Genomic DNA, 15738 nt, shown 5'->3' on the forward strand with positions numbered 1-15738 from the left:
TGACGTACGGGGCACGGCGGCGCGGCGGCGCGGGTCAGGCCGAGGGGCCGGGGATCTGCAGCGCCTTGGCGTTGCGGTCCCAGCCCGACCAGAGGTCGTCGTCCCCGCAGTAGCCGCAGCCGGGGCCGAAGAACACGCCCCGGGCCTGCTCGTCGCCCATCAGCCAGAAGCGCAGCCAGGCGGTGGTCGGGGCGCGGAAGTCCCCGCCGTCGCCGATGGAGCTGAGGTGTCCGGCGCCGCGGACCTCGCCGTAGACGGCGGGGACGTGGCCCGAGTCCCGGTAGAGCGCCTTCACCAGGGCGGGCCACACGGTGAGGTCCCGCTGGCCGGCCAGGTAGAAGACGGGCTCGTCCATCAGGTCGGGGCTGGTGATCGGACCCGGCTGGATGGGGACGGCGGTGTCGACGCGCGGGTCGATCGCGGCGTTGACGGCCGCCGCGCCGCCCTGCGAGTGGCCGGCGGAACCGATGTGTTCGAGGTCCACCTTGCCGTGGAAGGCGCTGCCGCTGTCCGCGTTCCACTTCTCCAGCACGTCGATCCCGGCCCGCATGCTGATGGCGAAGTTCGAGGTGGGGGTGTTGGCGGCGGCGACGATGAAGCCCTGGCTCGCCCAGTGCCGCAGCAGCGAGCTGTAGATCCCCGGAACGGCGCCGGTGCCGTTGCCCCAGATGACGACCGGGTGCCGCTCCCCCGACCGGCCCATGTCGCGCGGGTAGTAGAAGGTGTGCACGACCCCGATGTCGACGTTCACCTCGTACGGGCCGGTCTGCCCCCAGTCGGTGCCGAGCGAGGCGATCCTGCCCGTCGGCTCCTCCGCCGCGGCGGCGCCGCCCGGCGTGACGACGGCCGCCAGAGCGCCGGCGAGAAGGGCGCTGCCGAGCACCCGCCCCCATCTCCCCGGCACCGCCGGCTTCCCCGTCCTCCCTGACTTCCCCGACATCTCTGACACAGGAACTCCTTCACGGATACGGCGCGTTGCGCGTCCTCGCAATCGCGACCCGTGCCCATGGTCGGGGTCCCCGGCACAGCTGTCCCCCGGCAGGAGCCCAGAGCTGCCACGGCCGGACTGGGCGTCTGCCCAATCCCGCGGGACGGGCCTCTGCCAGCAAGCCGCTCCGGAAACGGCGGAGCGCTCCGGCCGGGGGCCGGAGCGCTCTCGGGAGGGCCTGGCAGGTGTGCGGGCCTGCCGGGCCGAGGTCTGCCGTCAGCGGCCCGCGAGGAGTTCCAGCGAGTCGATCACGCGGTTCGAGAAGCCCCACTCGTTGTCGTACCAGGCGACGACCTTGATGTGGCGGCCTTCGACGCGGGTGAGGGCCGAGTCGAAGATCGACGAGTGCGGGTTGCCCGTGATGTCGGAGGAGACCAGCGGGTCGTCCGAGTACTCCAGCACGCCGGCGAGCGGGCCCTCCGCGGCGGCGCGGTAGGCGGCCAGGACGTCCTCGAGGGTCACGTCGCGGGCGACGGTCGTGTTGAGCTCGACGATCGAGCCGACCGGGACGGGGACGCGGATCGAGTCGCCCGACAGCTTGCCGTCGAGGTTCGGCAGCACGTGGCCGATGGCCTTGGCGGCGCCGGTCGTCGTGGGCACGATGTTCACGGCGGCGGCGCGGGCACGGCGGGCGTCGCGGTGCGGGCCGTCCAGGAGGTTCTGCTCCTGGGTGTAGGCGTGGACCGTCGTCATGAAGCCGTGCTCGATGCCGGCGAGGTCGTCGAGGACCGAGGCCAGCGGCGCGAGCGCGTTGGTCGTGCAGGAGGCGTTCGAGACGATGGTGTGCAGCTCGTGGTCGTACGCGTCGGTGTTGACGCCGTACGCGAGCGTGACGTCGGCGCCGTCCGCCGGCGCGCTGACGAGGACCTTCTTGGCACCCGCGTCGATGTGGGCGCGAGCGGCCTTGGCCGAGGTGAAGCGGCCGGTCGACTCGAGCACGATGTCGACGCCCAGCTCGGCCCAGGGCAGCTGCGCGGGCTCACGCTCGGCCAGCACGGTGATACGGCGGCCGTCGACGACGAGGGTGTTGCCCTCGACGGTCACCGGACGGCCCAGACGACCGGACGTCGTGTCGTAGGCGAGCAGCCGCGCGAGGGCGGCGGGCTCGGTGAGGTCGTTGACGGCCACGACCTCGAGGTCGCTGTCGCGCTCGAGCAGTGCGCGCAGCACGTTGCGTCCGATGCGGCCGAATCCGTTGATGGCGATGCGGGTCATGAGCGGGTGTCCCTTCGGTTCCGTTGCGACCCAGACTCGCGTACGAAATCCGCCCGTGACAGCGGCGTGATCGCCACGGTCCGCAAGGATCGCGCCAGGCGAGGGAAAAGGGGGCTACTCGCCCTGGGCGAAGGTCCGCCGGTACTCGCTCGGTGTGGTGCCGAGGATGTGCTGGAAGTGCAGCCGCAGGTTGGCCCCGGTGCCGAGACCGACGTCGGCGGCGATCTGCTCGACGCTGCGCCCGGACCGCTCCAGGAGCTCGCGGGCCACGTCGATCCGGGCGCGCATCACCCACTGCATGGGCGTGTACCCGGTGTCCTCGACGAAGCGCCGGGAGAGCGTCCGCGCCGAGACCGCCGCGTGCCGGGCGAGTATCTCCAGGGTGAGGGGCTCGCCGAGCCGGTGCAGCGCCCACTCGCGGGTGGCGGCGAACCTCTCACCGAGGGCCTCGGGCACGCTGCGCGGCACGTACTGCGCCTGGCCGCCGCTGCGGTACGGGGCCGCGACGAGGCGTCGGGCCGCGTGGTTCGAGGCGGCCACGCCGAGGTCGCCGCGCAGGATGTGCAGGCACAGGTCGATGCCGGAGGCCGCGCCGGCCGAGGTGAGGACGCTGCCCTCGTCGACGAAGAGGACGTTCTCGTCGACCTGGACGAGGGGGCGTTTGGCGGCGAGCGCCCGCGCGTAGTGCCAGTGTGTCGTCGCACGCTTGCCGTCGAGGAGGCCGGTGGCGGCGAGCGCGAACGCTCCGGTCGAGATGGCGGCCAGGCGCGCGCCCCGCTCGTGGGCGGCGATCAGTGCCTCGACGACGGCCGGCGGCGGGTCCTCGCGGTCGGGGAAGCGGTAGCCGGGGACGAAGACGATGTCGGCCCAGGCGAGGGCGTCGAGGCCGTGGGCGACGTGGTAGGACAGCCCGTCCCCGCCCGCGACGGGCCCGGGAGCCGCGCCGCAGACCCGTACCTCGTACGGCATGCTCGCGCGGGTCGTGAACACCTGGGCCGGGATGCCGACGTCGAGCGGTTTCGCGCCTTCGAGGACGAGGACGGCGACGCGATGCGGGTGGGAAAAGGGCACGTGAACGAGGGTACGCGGCCGCTTCGGCCGACCACGCATCCGTACTCGGAACAGCACCCTCCGGAACTCGTCGGCCGTGACAGGAACTTTTCTCGCGCGTTGGCACTCATGATCCATGGGCGCCGGGGGTCGCACCGTCTCGGTGGCGTGCTCCCGGGTCCCGCGGCCCGTCGGGGCCGTGCGTCGCACCGAACGATCCGGCCGATCTCACGATCCGGCCGATCTCAACGATCCGGAAGAACCGGAAGAAGTCGAGGAACCCATCGTGGCACTGCCGCACCACCGCCGCCGTCTGGCCGTGAGCGCCACCCTGATCGCCTCCCTCGCCGCGGGTCTCGCCCCGGCCACCAGCGCCTTCGCCGCCCCCGCCGTCACCCCCGCCGCCTCCGCGGCGGCGGCCGCTCCGGCCCCCGACATGGAGGGCGTGACCGCCGCGCTCAAGTCCGCGATGGCCAACGGCGCGCCCGGCGCCATGGCCCGGTACGTCGGTCCCGACGGGATCCAGAGCCGGACCGCCGGCGTGCGTGACCGCGTCTCGGGCGCGGCCATGGACGTCAAGGCCCGGTTCCGGATCGGCAGCGTCAGCAAGACGTTCTCGACGGTCGTCCTCCTCCAGCTGGTCCAGGAGGGGAAGCTGTCGCTCGACGCGCCCGTCAACAAGTACCTGCCCGGAGCGCTCCCCGACGACCGCATCACGGTCCGGCACCTGCTCACCCACCGCAGCGGCCTCGCCGACTACACGGACGCGATGTTCAACAGCACCGTGCCCGGCTTCGAAGCGGTGCGGAACAAGGTGTTCTCCTACCAGGAGCTGCTCGACCTGTCCCTGGCCCTGCCCCGGACCACCGAGCCCGGAGTGTCGTACAAGTACTCGAACGCCAACTTCGTGGTGGTCGGGATGCTGATCGAGAAGGCCACGGGCCGCCCGGTCGCCGACGCGTACAAGCGCCGCATCATCACGCCGCTGAAGCTGCGCCAGACCTCGTACGTGCACCCCGACACCCGTATCAAGGGTCTGCACGTACGGGGCTACCTGCACCCGGACGAGGCGGGCGCGCCGCTCGTGGACTCCACCGAGCAGACGGTCTCCTGGGCGCAGTCCGCCGGGGCCGTGATCTCCAGCCCCGCCGATCTGAACTACTTCACCGGCTCGCTCATGCGCGGCAGGCTGCTGTCGCCGGCGATGCTGGAGGCGATGACGACGGTGACGCCGACGGACGCCACCAACACCCGTTTCTACGGGCTCGGGCTGCGCCGCTACGACCTCTCGTGCGGCACGCAGGTCTTCGGCCACACCGGGACCGTGCAGGGCTTCTACACGTACGCCTTCTCCACGCGTGACGGCATGCGCAGCCTCTCGGCGGTGGCGAACACCTCGAACCACGGCGCGGCCAACACCGCGCTCGGCGGGACGCTGGAGGCGGCCTTCTGCGGGAAGAAGCCTGCGGCCCCGTCCGCGCGCGCGGCCACCTCGCCCTCGGCCACGGACCTGACGGCGGAGCGTGACCTGCCCGAGCGCCACTGAGCCGACGCCGTGGACCAGGCCTGATCAGGCCTGATCAGAACCGATCAGGCCTGGTACTCGGTGAGGTCGATGGCGTGGACGCGCAGCGGCACGTCGTGGACGGGGTGGTTCATCTCGCGCTCGGCGGTCATGCCGAGCTTGCCCAGGATGTTCTCGGCGGCCGTGTTGCTGATGTGGGTGAGGGCGACGACCCGGTCGAGCCCCCGGTCCTGGAGTGCGAACTCCAGGACCGCGTGGGTGGCCTCGGAGGCGTACCCCTGACCCCAGAAGGGCCTGCCGAGGCGCCAGCTGATCTCCACCTCCGCCATCAGCTCCGGCAGTCCCTCGGGCACGGAAAGACCCGCGAAGCCGATCAGCTCCCCGGAGGCGAGCAGCTCGACGGCGAAGAGCCCGAAGCCCTCGTCGTCCCACTCCTCCTCGTACCGCTCGATGTCCCCGGCGGTCTCGTCCAGGTCCCGCACCGATCCGTCGCCGATCCAGCGCATGACCTCGGGGTCGGCGTTGATCTCGGCCAGGGGGACGAGGTCGTCGTCGGTCCAGCGTCGGAGGATGAGGCGGGGGGTACGGATCTCGGTCATGCCCCCATCCTGACGCATGCCGTCCCGAGCCCCGTCCCCGCGTCCTCCCGCGCCGGTCGGGGCTTCGTCGTTCAGCTCAGAGCAGCCGCCACGAGGGTGGCGATCTCCTCCACGCCGACTGGACTCCGCCGAGCCTCGCACCGGACGCGAGGTGACCCGACCCCCGGCTCACGCCCGCCCTTCGCGCCCCCGTCAGGAGGGGGACAGGACCGCCAGGAGGTGGGAGACCTCCTGGGCGACCGCCGCGCGGGCCGGGGTCAGGTAGTGGCGGGGGTCGAACGCGGTGGGATGTTCGGCCAGGTGGGTACGGATGGCCTGCGTGAAGGCCTTGTTCAGGTGGGTGGAGACGTTCACCTTCGTCATGCCCGCCGCGATCGCCGCCGCGAGGTCCGCGTCCGAGACGCCCGAGGAGCCGTGCAGGACGAGCGGGGTGTCGACCGCCTCGCGGAGGCGGGCGATGAGGTCGAAGTCGAGGACCGCGTCCCTGGTCACCATCTGGTGGGCGCTGCCGACCGCGACGGCGAGCGCGTCGACGCCGGTGGCGGTCACGAAGGCGAGGGCCTCCTCGGGGTCGGTGCGCACGCCGGGGGTGTGGGCGCCGCCCTTGCCGCCGATCTCCCCCAGTTCCGCCTCCACCCAGACGCCGTGCTGATGGCAGTGCTCCACGACCTCGCGGGTCGCGGCCACGTTCTCCGCGTACGGCAGTTTGGAGGCGTCGAACATCACCGAGCCCAGGCCGAGCGTGACCGCCTCGCGTACGAGGTCGGGGTTCTCGGCGTGGTCGAGGTGGACCGCGACGGGCACCTTCGCGGCCCGGGCGACGGCGAGAGAGGCGACGGCGACCGGTTCCAGGGCTCCGTGGTAGCGGACCGTGTTCTCGCTGATCTGGAGGACGACCGGGCGGTCGGCGGCCTCCGCACCGGCGACGATGGCCTGCGCGTGTTCGAGCTGGAGGACGTTGAACGCCCCCACGCCCACGCCGGCCGCGCGGGCCCGGCGGACGATCTCATCGGTCGGCGTCAGCGGCATGGTCTTCCTTCACGGGTGTCGGAGCCGTCGGTGCGGTCGGAGTCATCGGTGCGGTCGGTGCGGTCAGGCATGGTGGTCGGCCAGGACCACGGAGCGGGTGAGGTTCCGGGGGGTGTCCGGGTCGAGGCCCCGCGCCTCGGCCACCGCGACCGCCAGGCGCTGCGCCCGGATCAGGTCCGCCAGCGGGTCGAGATCGCTCTCGACGACCGTGCCGCCGACCTTGCGCACCTCGTCGGCGAGGCCCGCCGGGAGCGCGCCGAAGCCCCATGCGACGCGCCCGGGGCCGGTGATGCTGATCGGTCCGTGCCGGTACTCCATCGCCGGATACGACTCCGTCCACGCCCCGGCCGCCTCCCGCATCTTCAGCCCGGCCTCCAGGGCGAGGCCGTAGGTCCAGCCGGTGCCGAGGAAGGTGAACTGCTCGGCGGTGCGGACGGCTTCGTCGAGCGGGGTGGCGAGGGCGCGTTCGGCGTCCTCGGCGGCCTCCGCCAGGGGCCGTACACCGGCGGGCAGGGCGTCCTCTGCCTCCAGGTGCGACCGGAACAGCGCGAGCGCCGTGGTCGCGAAGCGCGTCTGCACGACCGACTCCTCGTCCGCGAAGTCCAGGACGGCGACCTCGTCGGCGAGGTCCATCACGGGGGTCGTGGGGTCGGCGGTGAGCGCGCCGGTGGGCACCGTGCCGCGCAGTCGCGCGAGGACGGCGAGGACCTCGCTGGTGGTTCCGGAGCGGGTGATGGCCACGACCCGGTCGTAGCGGCGGCCGTAGGGGAACTCCGAGGCCGCGAAGGCGTCGGTCTCGCCGTGTCCGCCCGCCTCCCGCAGCTCGGCGTAGGCCAGCGCCATGAACCAGGAGGTGCCGCACCCGATGACGGCGACGCGCTCGCCGCGGCGGGGCAGGGCGGCGGTGTGCTGGGGAAGGGTGCGGGCGACCTGGCGCCAGGTGGCCGGCTGGGAATCGATCTCCACGGCGGTGCGAGAGGTGGTCATGCAGGACTCCTTGCAAGAAGCGTGCGCGATGCTTGTTCGAAATTGCGTGAAGGTGGACTCATTCAAGCAGATCCGAGCATGGCGTTGCCAGAGTTGACGCGTGTCGACGGATAGAATCGGACGCGCGCACGATCGGGAGGGGATGGACCCATGTCCAAGCACGAGCGGTGGAACGCACTCCTGGAGCTGCTCGCGGCCGCGGGGAAGGTCGAGGTCGAGGAGGCGGCGACCGCGCTGGAGGTCTCGGCCGCCACGATCCGCCGGGACCTCGACGAACTGGCCGAGCAGCAGCTGCTCGTACGGACGCGGGGCGGAGCGGTCGCACACGGCGTGTCGTACGAGCTCCCCCTGCGCTACAAGTCGACGCGGCACGCCTCCGAGAAGCAGCGGATCGCCGCGACGGTGGCCGATCTGGTGACCCCGGGGGAGGTCGTCGGGCTGAACGGCGGCACGACGACGACGGAGGTGGCCCGGGCCCTCGCACTGCGGTTCGCGAGCGGCCGGGCCGAGTCGCCGGGCGCGGCGGCGGCCGCACCCGCACTGACCGTGGTCACCAACGCGCTCAACATCGCGGGCGAGCTGGCGGTCCGCCCACAGATCAAGATCGTCACGACGGGCGGGGTGGCGCGCCCCCAGACGTACGAGCTGGTCGGCCCGCTGACCGTCGGCGTGCTCAACGAGGTCGTGCTCGACGTGGTGATCCTCGGGGTCGACGGGGTCGACCCCGAGCTGGGCGTGATGGCCCATCACGAGGACGAGGCGAGCATCAGCCGGCTCTTCGCCCGGCGTTCGAGCAGGGTCGTCGTCGTGACCGACTCCTCCAAGATGGGCCGCCGCGCGTTCGCCCGTATCTGCGGTCTGGACCGGATCGACCTCCTGGTCACCGATACGGACATCTCCCCGGAGGCCGCGGCGCAACTGACGGAGGCCGGGGTGAAGGTCCTCACCGTCTGACCGGCCGATGGTCGACGGAACCCCCGATCGCCATCATTGGTATGAGCCCGGACCAATCCCCGCAGCGGTGTTCCCTGTCCGCGCGCTGTTGGCACAGTAATTACCGCACGGCCGTATACCTTTGAGCTCGCCTCCCCCATCATGTCTCCCGACGTGCCGCGCGGGCACGCCGTGACAGGAGAGGCGGGGCATGCTTCCCATCAGCCGCAGGGGATTCGTCGGGATCGGTGCGGGGCTCGTCGCCGGGGCGGCCCTGCCGCCCGGCCGGGCGTCGGCCGCCGCGCGCGCCGCGACGGGCACGCTCACCGACGTCCGGCACGTGGTGATCCTCATGCAGGAGAACCGCAGCTTCGACCACTACTTCGGCACGCTGCGCGGTGTACGGGGCTTCGGCGACCGCGCGGCCGGCAATCTGCCCGGCGGCTGGGGCATGTTCAACCAGCCCAACTGGGGCGGCCGGCACTACCCGTGGAAGCTCAGCGACACCCCGCCCGCGGGCGGCGTCGACGGCGAGACCCTCGCGCAGTGCAATGGCGACCTGCCCCACAGCTGGACCTCGCAGCACGCGGCCTGGAACAAGGGCCGCATGGACAACTGGGTCATGGGCGTGGGCAACACGCGGACGCTGGGCCACCTGGACCGCGAGGACATCCCCTTCCATCACGCCCTCGCCGACCACTACACGATCTGCGACGCGTACTTCTGCTCCGCGCTCAGCGCCACCGGTCCGAACCGGACGTTCCTCTGGAGCGGGAAGATCGACGGCTCCAGCAAGGACGGCGGCGAGGAGTCGGGGCTGACCTGGGAGACGTACGCGGAGGCCCTCCAGCGGGCCGGGGTGAGCTGGAAGGTCTACCAGAACGCGCAGGACAACTACGGCGACAACGGCCTCGCGTACTTCAAGAAGTTCACCGACGCGCGCCCCGGCGATCCGCTGTACGACCGGGGCATGGGCTCGGTCCCCAAGGTCACCGGCTCGACGCCGGACGACATCGCCGCGGCCATCCGCGCCGACGTGGTCGCGGGCACGCTGCCGCAGGTGTCCTGGGTGGTGGCGAGCGAGGCGTTCTCCGAGCACCCGTACGCGCCGCCCGGGGACGGCGCGCACTTCGTCGACCTCGTCTACCGCGCGCTGGCCGCCGACGCCGAGGTCTTCGACTCGACGGTGCTGTTCCTCAACTACGACGAGAACGACGGCTTCTTCGACCACGTGCCGCCGCCGGTCGCCCCGCCGGGGACGCCGGGCGAGTACCTCGACGGGGTGCCGATCGGTCTCGGCTTCCGCGTCCCGATGATTGTCATGTCCCCGTGGACCCGGGGCGGCTGGGTGAGCTCCGAGGTCTTCGACCACACCTCCGTCCTCCGCTTCATGGAGACCTGGACGGCGGCCCTCGGCACACCGGCCACCTGTCCGAACATCAGCGCCTGGCGCAGGAAGGTGACGGGCGATCTGACCGGGGTCTTCGACTTCGCCCACCCGGTGTACGGGGTACCCGCCGGCCTTCCCTCCACGGCGAAGGTGATCGGCCAGGCCACCTGCGCGCCGCTGCCGAACCCGGCGCCCCAGAACAACGCCCAGCCCGCGCAGGAGTCCGGCAGCCGCCCGGCGCGCGCCCTGCCGTACCAGGTGAACGGCAATCTGGACCGGTTCGAGTTCGGTGCCGCCGGCAAGATCCTGGCCTGGTTCTCGATGACGAACCAGGGGGCGGAGGCCGAGCGGGCGGCGCACTTCTCGATCCACCCCCACCAGCACCGCGACACCGCGGCCTGGCAGTACACGGTCGACGCGGGCGGCACGGCCTCCGACTACTTCAACATCGGTCTCGGGTCGGGCTCCGGGAAGTACGACATCTCGATGATGGGACCCAACCGCTTCCTGCGCCGCTTCATCGGAGACGCCTCCAAGGCGGGCAAGGCCGTGGAGGTCGCCGCCCGCTTCGCCCCCGAGTCGGGAACGGGCCGGACGGCCCTGTGGTTCAGGCTGACCAACAGCTCGGCGGGACCGGTGACGTTCACGATCCGCTCGAACGCCTACCGCACGGACGGGCCGTGGACGTACACGGTCCCGGCGAACTCCAGCCGCGAGGACTTCTTCAACGCGGTGGCCTACAACGACGGCTGGTACGACTTCACGATCCTCGCCGACATCGACGGGACCTGGTCGCGCCGGTACACCGGCCACATCGAGACCGGAGCCCCGAGCGTCACCGGCTGAACCCGGCTCAGCGGCCGGCGAGCGCGGCGCGGCGGATCGTCGCGTCGAGCAGGGCCACCGCTTCGGCGGCCGTCCGGCCCGGGGCCCGGTTCCAGGGGCCGATCAGTTCGCGCCACCCCTGCGACCGGAGCTCGGTCATGATCCAGGCGGCCGCCTCGTTCATGGTGTCCGCGCTGCCGTAGCCGAGCCGGTGGGCGGCGAGGAGCGCGCCGCAGACGCAGCGCGCTCCCCGTACGTCACGCAGCTTGTACGGGGCGTTCTGCCAGCCCCATTCGGTGAGCACAAGGCGTGCGTAGCCGAGGTGGACCGAAGGGCGCAGCTCGGGACGGCCGATCCGGCGCCAGGCGTGCAGACGGTCCGGGAGTACGGCTCCGATCCGGCCGGGGAGCGTGCGCTCGACGGGCGCCGGCGGGGGGAGCGCGTCGAGCGCGTCGGCGACGAGCTGGTCCACAGGCACGCTGAGCAGGGCCCGCCAGTCGGCGGGGGCCGGCCGAGCGGGGGCTGGGGTGACCTCTGCTGCGTGGGCTGTCCAGTCCGTGACGATCCGCTGCCAGGTGGCGCTCTCGAAGAGAGCGGCCGCCTCGCGGTCGAGGGTGTCCGGGCTGAGCGGGGCGGTGGGGGTCGGCATGCGGATGACTCCTGTGTCGGTTGCCTCCATCTTTCAAGATGAATGTCTGGTTTGCGAGTTTTGCGCATCCTGACACGCCCCCTCCCTTCGACCCGCGCGAACGACTCACCGCGGATAATTTCCGCCCATTTACTCACCAACGGAATTACTGCTCATATTCGGACATTACTCTCCTGGTGATGCGGTTCACTTTCTTCCGCCCCCGCCGCGCGCCCCCTCACCCGCAGGCCGTGCCGCGCACGGAAGTTCGCCGGATTCCGCATCCGATCGATCTTGAATTACCTGAATTCTGAGATCCAATTCGGCGAGCGAGCCATCTGATCCTCTTGTTATCCGCCGCAATGCTGGCCTACGGTCACCCCCATTCGAGCGGAACGCCTAATCCTGCCGCCGCCCGAAACACCTCCCTTTCACCCGACGGCAGGAGCGGGGGACCCACGAATTCGCCGGTCCGGAATCCGGAACGGCTCGGGGTGAAGCCGCGTGCGCGCGGCCGGACATCTCCCGTCCGAACCCGACAGCTCACCCCGCAGGCGCCGGAGAGGAAACCGTCATGCCTGCACACGGCAAGCACCGCCGCCCCCGCCACCGCACCGTCTCCCGGGGCCTCGCACTCGCCGGTACGGGCGGGGTCGCCCTGGCCCTGCCGCTGGTCATCCCCGCCACCGCCGGCGCCGAGACCGTCTCGGCCGCCCCCAAGGCCGTCGCCCGGTCCTTCGCCGCGCAGCCCGCCACCGCGCCGGCCGCCACCCCCTCGGCCCCCGCCGCCGCGCGCACGTACACCGTGGTGAGCGGTGACTCGCTTTCCCTGATCGCCCAGAAGAAGGGAATTCAGGGCGGCTGGAAGTCGCTTTACCGGGTCAACAAGTCCGCCGTGGGTGACAATCCGTCACTCATTCACCCCGGTCTGGAACTGACGATTCGTCGGGATTCCGCGAAGCCCGCCCCTGCGCCCGCCGCCGCGCAGAAGAAGGCCTCGCCGAAGAAGAGCCCCACCACGACCGAACGGGCGAGCCGCTCCGAGCGCCGCGCCGCGGCCCCGGCCGCCGCCTCGGGCGCCTCCGCCGCGCAGGCGGCTCCCGCCGCCGCGCCCGCCGTCAAGGCCGCACCGGCCGCCGCCACCCGGTACGCCGACAACCTCGACGGCTGGATCCGGGAGTCGCTGGACATCATGGCCCAGCGCGGCATCCCCGGTACGTACGACGGAATCCTCCGCAACGTGATGCGCGAGTCCTCCGGCAACCCGCAGGCCATCAACAACTGGGACTCCAACGCCGCGGCCGGCACCCCCTCGAAGGGCCTGCTCCAGGTGATCCAGCCGACCTTCGACGCCTACCACGTGCCGGGCACGTCCACGGACCTGTTCGACCCGGTCGCCAACATCACGGCCGCCTGCAACTACGCGGCGGACCGCTACGGCTCCATCGACAACGTCAACGGGCCCTACTGACCCTGACGGCTGAACCACTCGCCGAACCAGTCCGTGGCCAGCTCCGCCACCTCCTCCAGGGCCCCCGGCTCCTCGAAGAGGTGCGTGGCGCCCGGGACGACGGTCAGCCGGTTCTCACAGCGCAGCATGGCCTGGGCTCGCCGGTTGAGATCCAGGACGAGCGCGTCCCGGCCGCCCACCACGAGGAGGGTCGGGGCGCGCACCCGGGCCAGGTGCTCGCCCGCCAGGTCGGGCCGGCCGCCGCGCGAGACGACGGCGGCGACGCCGGATGCGGGATCGGCCGCCGCCCACAGGGCGGCGGCCGCGCCCGTGCTCGCCCCGAAGTAGCCGAGCGGCAGCTCGCCGCCCTCGGGACGCCCGGCCAGCCAGTCCGTGGCGCTCGCGAGCCGTCCCGCGAGCAGCGGAGTGTCGAAGACGCGCGCCCGGTCGGTCGCCTCGGCCTCGGTCAGCAGGTCGAACAGCAGCGTCCCGAGCCCTGCCTGGTTCAGGGCCTCCGCGACCGCGCGGTTGCGCGGGCTGTGCCGACTGCTGCCGCTGCCGTGGGCGAAGAGGACGATGCCGGTCGCCCCGTCGGGGACGGCGAGCCGCCCGGAGAGCGTGGCACCGGTCGCCGGGATCCGGACGTCCGTGTCCCGGACGACGGGGCCGCGCGCGGCCCGGCCGCGGGCGAGGCAGTCGAGCACCTCCTCGTCGGACGTCTGTGAGAAGTCGCGGTAGAACTGGCCGATCGCGTAGAAGAAGTCGGGCTCGCGGACGCTGACCGTCTCGTCGGCCTCGCCCCCGAGACGGGCGGTCCAGCCGCGCGGTGCGACCGGAACCGCGAGGACGATCCGCGCGGCGCCCTTGGCCCGCACCACCCGGCAGGCGGCCAGCGCCGTCGCACCGGTGGCCAGCCCGTCGTCCACGACGACGACCGTCCTGCCGTCGAGCGGCACGGGCGGGCGACTGCCCCGGTAACGCTGGGTGCGCTGCTCGAGCTCGACGTGCTCGCGCTCCTCCACGGCCGCGAGGTCCCGCTCGCCCACACCGGTCTCCCGCAGCACCTGCTCGTTGAGTACCCGCACCCCGCCTTCCCCCAGTGCGCCCATCGCGAGCTCCGGCTGGTGCGGCACCCCCAGTTTGCGCACGAGACAGATGTCGAGGGGCGCCCCGAGCGCCTCGGCGACCTCCGCGGCCACCGGTACGCCGCCGCGCGGGAGCCCCAGGACCACGACGTCCTGGCCCTTGAGGTGGTCGAGCCGGTCGGCGAGCTGCCGACCCGCGTCGATGCGATCGCTGAAGTCCATGGTCCGCCGCCCTTCACCACGCGGCCCGGGGCGCGGGGAGGAACGGCGTGCGCCGCCCCCTGCCCGTCTCTCCAGGGTAGACGCGTCGCCCCGACGGGACAGGTCAGCGCGACTGCAGCGCGTCCAGGGCGACGGCCTGGGCTATCGCGAGCCGCCGGTCCAGCTCCGCGTCGGCTATGTCCACCACGTACCGGTCGCGGATTCCGAGGAGCTTCTCGACGGACATGACAGGACGTCCGGCCTCGGCGAAGTCGAAGTGGTACGGCACGACGAAGGGGAGCAGTTCCGTGAAGGGGAGGAACTCCCAGCCGCGCCGCAGGATCGCCACGGTCCGGTTCCGCTCCTGCCCGGTGGTCTCCTGGTCCTCCCCCTCCCGGTCCAGGTGCCAGGTGCTGCGCAGCAGGGACCGGCCGAAGTCCTTGCGGAAGCCGCCCAGCCGCGTGCCGGAGGCACCGTGGACGTCGTAGGTCGCGCCGAGGTCGATGACCTGCCGGGCCCGGAAGGTGAAGAGGACCTGGCGCTGGGATTCGTCGGTGTAGAAGGTGACCTGCTCCTTGAGGGCCATCCTCTTCTGGTGGGCGAAGGCGACCAGTTCGGCCTCCTCGCCGTCCGGGCCCATGGTGTGCACCAGGTAGCGGTTGGCCATCAGGGTGACCTTCTGCCGTACCAGAAAGCGGTGCTGCGACTGTGCGAGGCCCATCGGTGCTGCTCCTGCCGTTCCTGGGCGGTCCGTCGGTGACCGTCCCATGGGGTCGAGAGCACGATGATCCGATGCGGAGGCCTCCCGCCGCTGTCCTCGAAAGTCGCCGGTCCCGTCGACCTTCGGATGGACTTGCCGGGGTGTCACCGGGGACGACGGTCCCCGGTGACACCGCGGAAGGCCCCGTCAGGCGGCGAGGAAGGCCTCGATGGCCTCGGCGAGGGCCTGCGGGGTCTCCTCGGGGGCGTAGTGGCCCGCGTCCTTGAGCACTTCGAGGCGCGCGTTCGGGTACCAGCGCAGCCAGGTCGCCTCCATCGCCTCGCTGCCGAGCGCGGGGTCGTGGGCGCCGACGACGAGGAGCACGGGGGTGGGGTTGTCGCGGACGCGCTCGTGGAAGTCCGGCTTGGACCAGGAGTCCAGGTAGGCGCGGAAGGCCGTCTCCGAGGAGCGGCTGACGGAACGCTCGACGAGGGCGCTCAGCCAGGCGTCGTCGTACCGGCCGCCGGTGGTGTTGTCGATGATCGCGCGCCGGTTCGCCGGGGAGCCTGCGGCGCCGGCGAACAGCTCCCAGGTCTCCCCGTCCAGCGGGAATCCCGCGGCGGAGACCGGTGAGATGCCGATGAGGGAGCGGACGCGGTCGGGCGCGTCGAGGAGCATCAGCTGGGCCGCCTTGCCGCCCATCGAGTGCCCGATCACGGAGAACGAGTCCCAGCCGAGGTCGTCGGCGACGGCGAGGGCGTCGGCGGCGACCTCCTCCATCGTGTAGGCGCCCTCGGTGTCGCGGGCCTCGCCGTAGCCGCGGCAGTCGACGAAGGCGTACGTGCCGGCGGTGCCGTCGAGATGGGCGCGCAGCGGGGCGAAGCTGGTGCGGTCGCCGAACCAGTTGTGGAGGACGAGGGCCCGGCCGGGGCCTTCGCCTTGAACGTCGTACGGAAGAACCCGGCCCGTCATCGTGCCCCCTGGCAGCGAGGTGGTGGCGCCCCGCGTCGGCGGTGGCGCTGATGGTCGACGACCGAGTGTGACGGTGCGAGCGCGTGTGGTCAACAAGGCCGGGCGGGCAGGGGCGCTCACGAGGCGTTCGGGCGGCGTCGCGCGCCGTGGCCGAGATGCGG

General features: G+C 72.1%; 14 protein-coding genes and 1 riboswitch. Of the genes, 4 read left to right on the top strand and 10 right to left on the bottom strand.

Annotation, left to right across the window (positions count from 1 at the left end):
* Positions 1–34: 34 nt before the first annotated feature.
* The 3 genes from DEJ46_RS02045 to DEJ46_RS02055 all read right to left on the bottom strand — a co-directional run bounded on the left by DEJ46_RS02045 (position 35) and on the right by DEJ46_RS02055 (position 3313).
* Complete coding sequence (locus DEJ46_RS02045) at positions 35–883, bottom strand: alpha/beta hydrolase family protein (RefSeq protein ID WP_223834454.1); 849 nt, start codon at positions 881–883, stop codon at positions 35–37.
* 321 nt (positions 884–1204) lie between these two features.
* Positions 1205–2203: a type I glyceraldehyde-3-phosphate dehydrogenase gene (gene gap / locus DEJ46_RS02050; protein ID WP_150263868.1), complete on the bottom strand. Its 999-nt coding sequence runs from the start codon at positions 2201–2203 to the stop codon at positions 1205–1207.
* A 114-nt stretch (positions 2204–2317) separates the two neighbouring features.
* Positions 2318–3313, bottom strand: coding sequence for a GlxA family transcriptional regulator (locus tag DEJ46_RS02055; RefSeq protein ID WP_150263869.1), 996 nt, complete (start codon positions 3311–3313; stop codon positions 2318–2320).
* Between the two features lie 226 nt (positions 3314–3539).
* On the opposite strand from DEJ46_RS02055, the gene DEJ46_RS02060 reads away from it, so the two are divergent.
* Positions 3540–4799 (top strand): serine hydrolase domain-containing protein, encoded by a 1260-nt coding sequence (locus DEJ46_RS02060; RefSeq protein ID WP_223834456.1) that lies wholly within the window; start codon positions 3540–3542, stop codon positions 4797–4799.
* Between the two features lie 44 nt (positions 4800–4843).
* On the opposite strand, the gene DEJ46_RS02065 is transcribed toward DEJ46_RS02060, so the two are convergent.
* From DEJ46_RS02065 to DEJ46_RS02075, 3 genes are all read right to left on the bottom strand, one after another.
* Positions 4844–5377 carry a GNAT family N-acetyltransferase gene (locus DEJ46_RS02065; protein WP_150263871.1) on the bottom strand — a complete coding sequence of 178 codons (534 nt, stop codon included), beginning with the start codon at positions 5375–5377 and terminating at the stop codon, positions 4844–4846.
* A 192-nt stretch (positions 5378–5569) separates the two neighbouring features.
* Entirely contained in the window at positions 5570–6406 is an 837-nt protein-coding gene (locus DEJ46_RS02070; protein ID WP_150263872.1) for a ketose-bisphosphate aldolase, read from the bottom strand.
* A 63-nt stretch (positions 6407–6469) separates the two neighbouring features.
* Entirely contained in the window at positions 6470–7393 is a 924-nt protein-coding gene (locus tag DEJ46_RS02075) for an SIS domain-containing protein (protein WP_150263873.1), read from the bottom strand.
* Between the two features lie 150 nt (positions 7394–7543).
* Here DEJ46_RS02075 and DEJ46_RS02080 point away from each other — a divergent pair, with 150 nt between their 5' ends.
* Both DEJ46_RS02080 and DEJ46_RS02085 read left to right on the top strand, forming a co-directional pair.
* Entirely contained in the window at positions 7544–8347 is an 804-nt protein-coding gene (locus DEJ46_RS02080) for a DeoR/GlpR family DNA-binding transcription regulator (RefSeq protein WP_150263874.1), read from the top strand.
* A gap of 190 nt (positions 8348–8537) precedes the next feature.
* Positions 8538–10562, top strand: coding sequence for a phosphocholine-specific phospholipase C (locus DEJ46_RS02085; protein WP_150263875.1), 2025 nt, complete (start codon positions 8538–8540; stop codon positions 10560–10562).
* A 7-nt stretch (positions 10563–10569) separates the two neighbouring features.
* Here DEJ46_RS02085 and DEJ46_RS02090 read toward each other — a convergent pair whose 3' ends face one another.
* The gene (locus DEJ46_RS02090; protein ID WP_150263876.1) at positions 10570–11190 is read right to left on the bottom strand and encodes a hypothetical protein; all 621 of its coding nucleotides are present in this window, start codon (positions 11188–11190) and stop codon (positions 10570–10572) included.
* 365 nt (positions 11191–11555) lie between these two features.
* Positions 11556–11739, top strand: a riboswitch (cyclic di-AMP (ydaO/yuaA leader).
* A 4-nt stretch (positions 11740–11743) separates the two neighbouring features.
* On the opposite strand from DEJ46_RS02090, the gene DEJ46_RS02095 reads away from it, so the two are divergent.
* Positions 11744–12640, top strand: coding sequence for a LysM peptidoglycan-binding domain-containing protein (locus tag DEJ46_RS02095; protein WP_150263877.1), 897 nt, complete (start codon positions 11744–11746; stop codon positions 12638–12640).
* Here DEJ46_RS02095 and DEJ46_RS02100 read toward each other — a convergent pair.
* The 3 genes from DEJ46_RS02100 to DEJ46_RS02110 form a co-directional block, all read right to left on the bottom strand.
* A complete protein-coding gene (locus DEJ46_RS02100; protein WP_150263878.1) occupies positions 12634–13926 on the bottom strand; it encodes an alpha/beta family hydrolase in 1293 nt (430 codons plus the stop codon). The genes DEJ46_RS02095 and DEJ46_RS02100 overlap by 7 nt on opposite strands.
* A 103-nt stretch (positions 13927–14029) precedes the next feature.
* The gene (locus DEJ46_RS02105; protein WP_150263879.1) at positions 14030–14626 is read right to left on the bottom strand and encodes a hypothetical protein; all 597 of its coding nucleotides are present in this window, start codon (positions 14624–14626) and stop codon (positions 14030–14032) included.
* A gap of 186 nt (positions 14627–14812) precedes the next feature.
* Positions 14813–15577: an alpha/beta fold hydrolase gene (locus DEJ46_RS02110; protein ID WP_150263880.1), complete on the bottom strand. Its 765-nt coding sequence runs from the start codon at positions 15575–15577 to the stop codon at positions 14813–14815.
* Between the last annotated feature and the right edge of the window lie 161 nt (positions 15578–15738).

Source organism: Streptomyces venezuelae, assembly GCF_008642375.1.
Taxonomy (GTDB): Bacteria; Actinomycetota; Actinomycetes; order Streptomycetales; family Streptomycetaceae; genus Streptomyces; species Streptomyces venezuelae_G.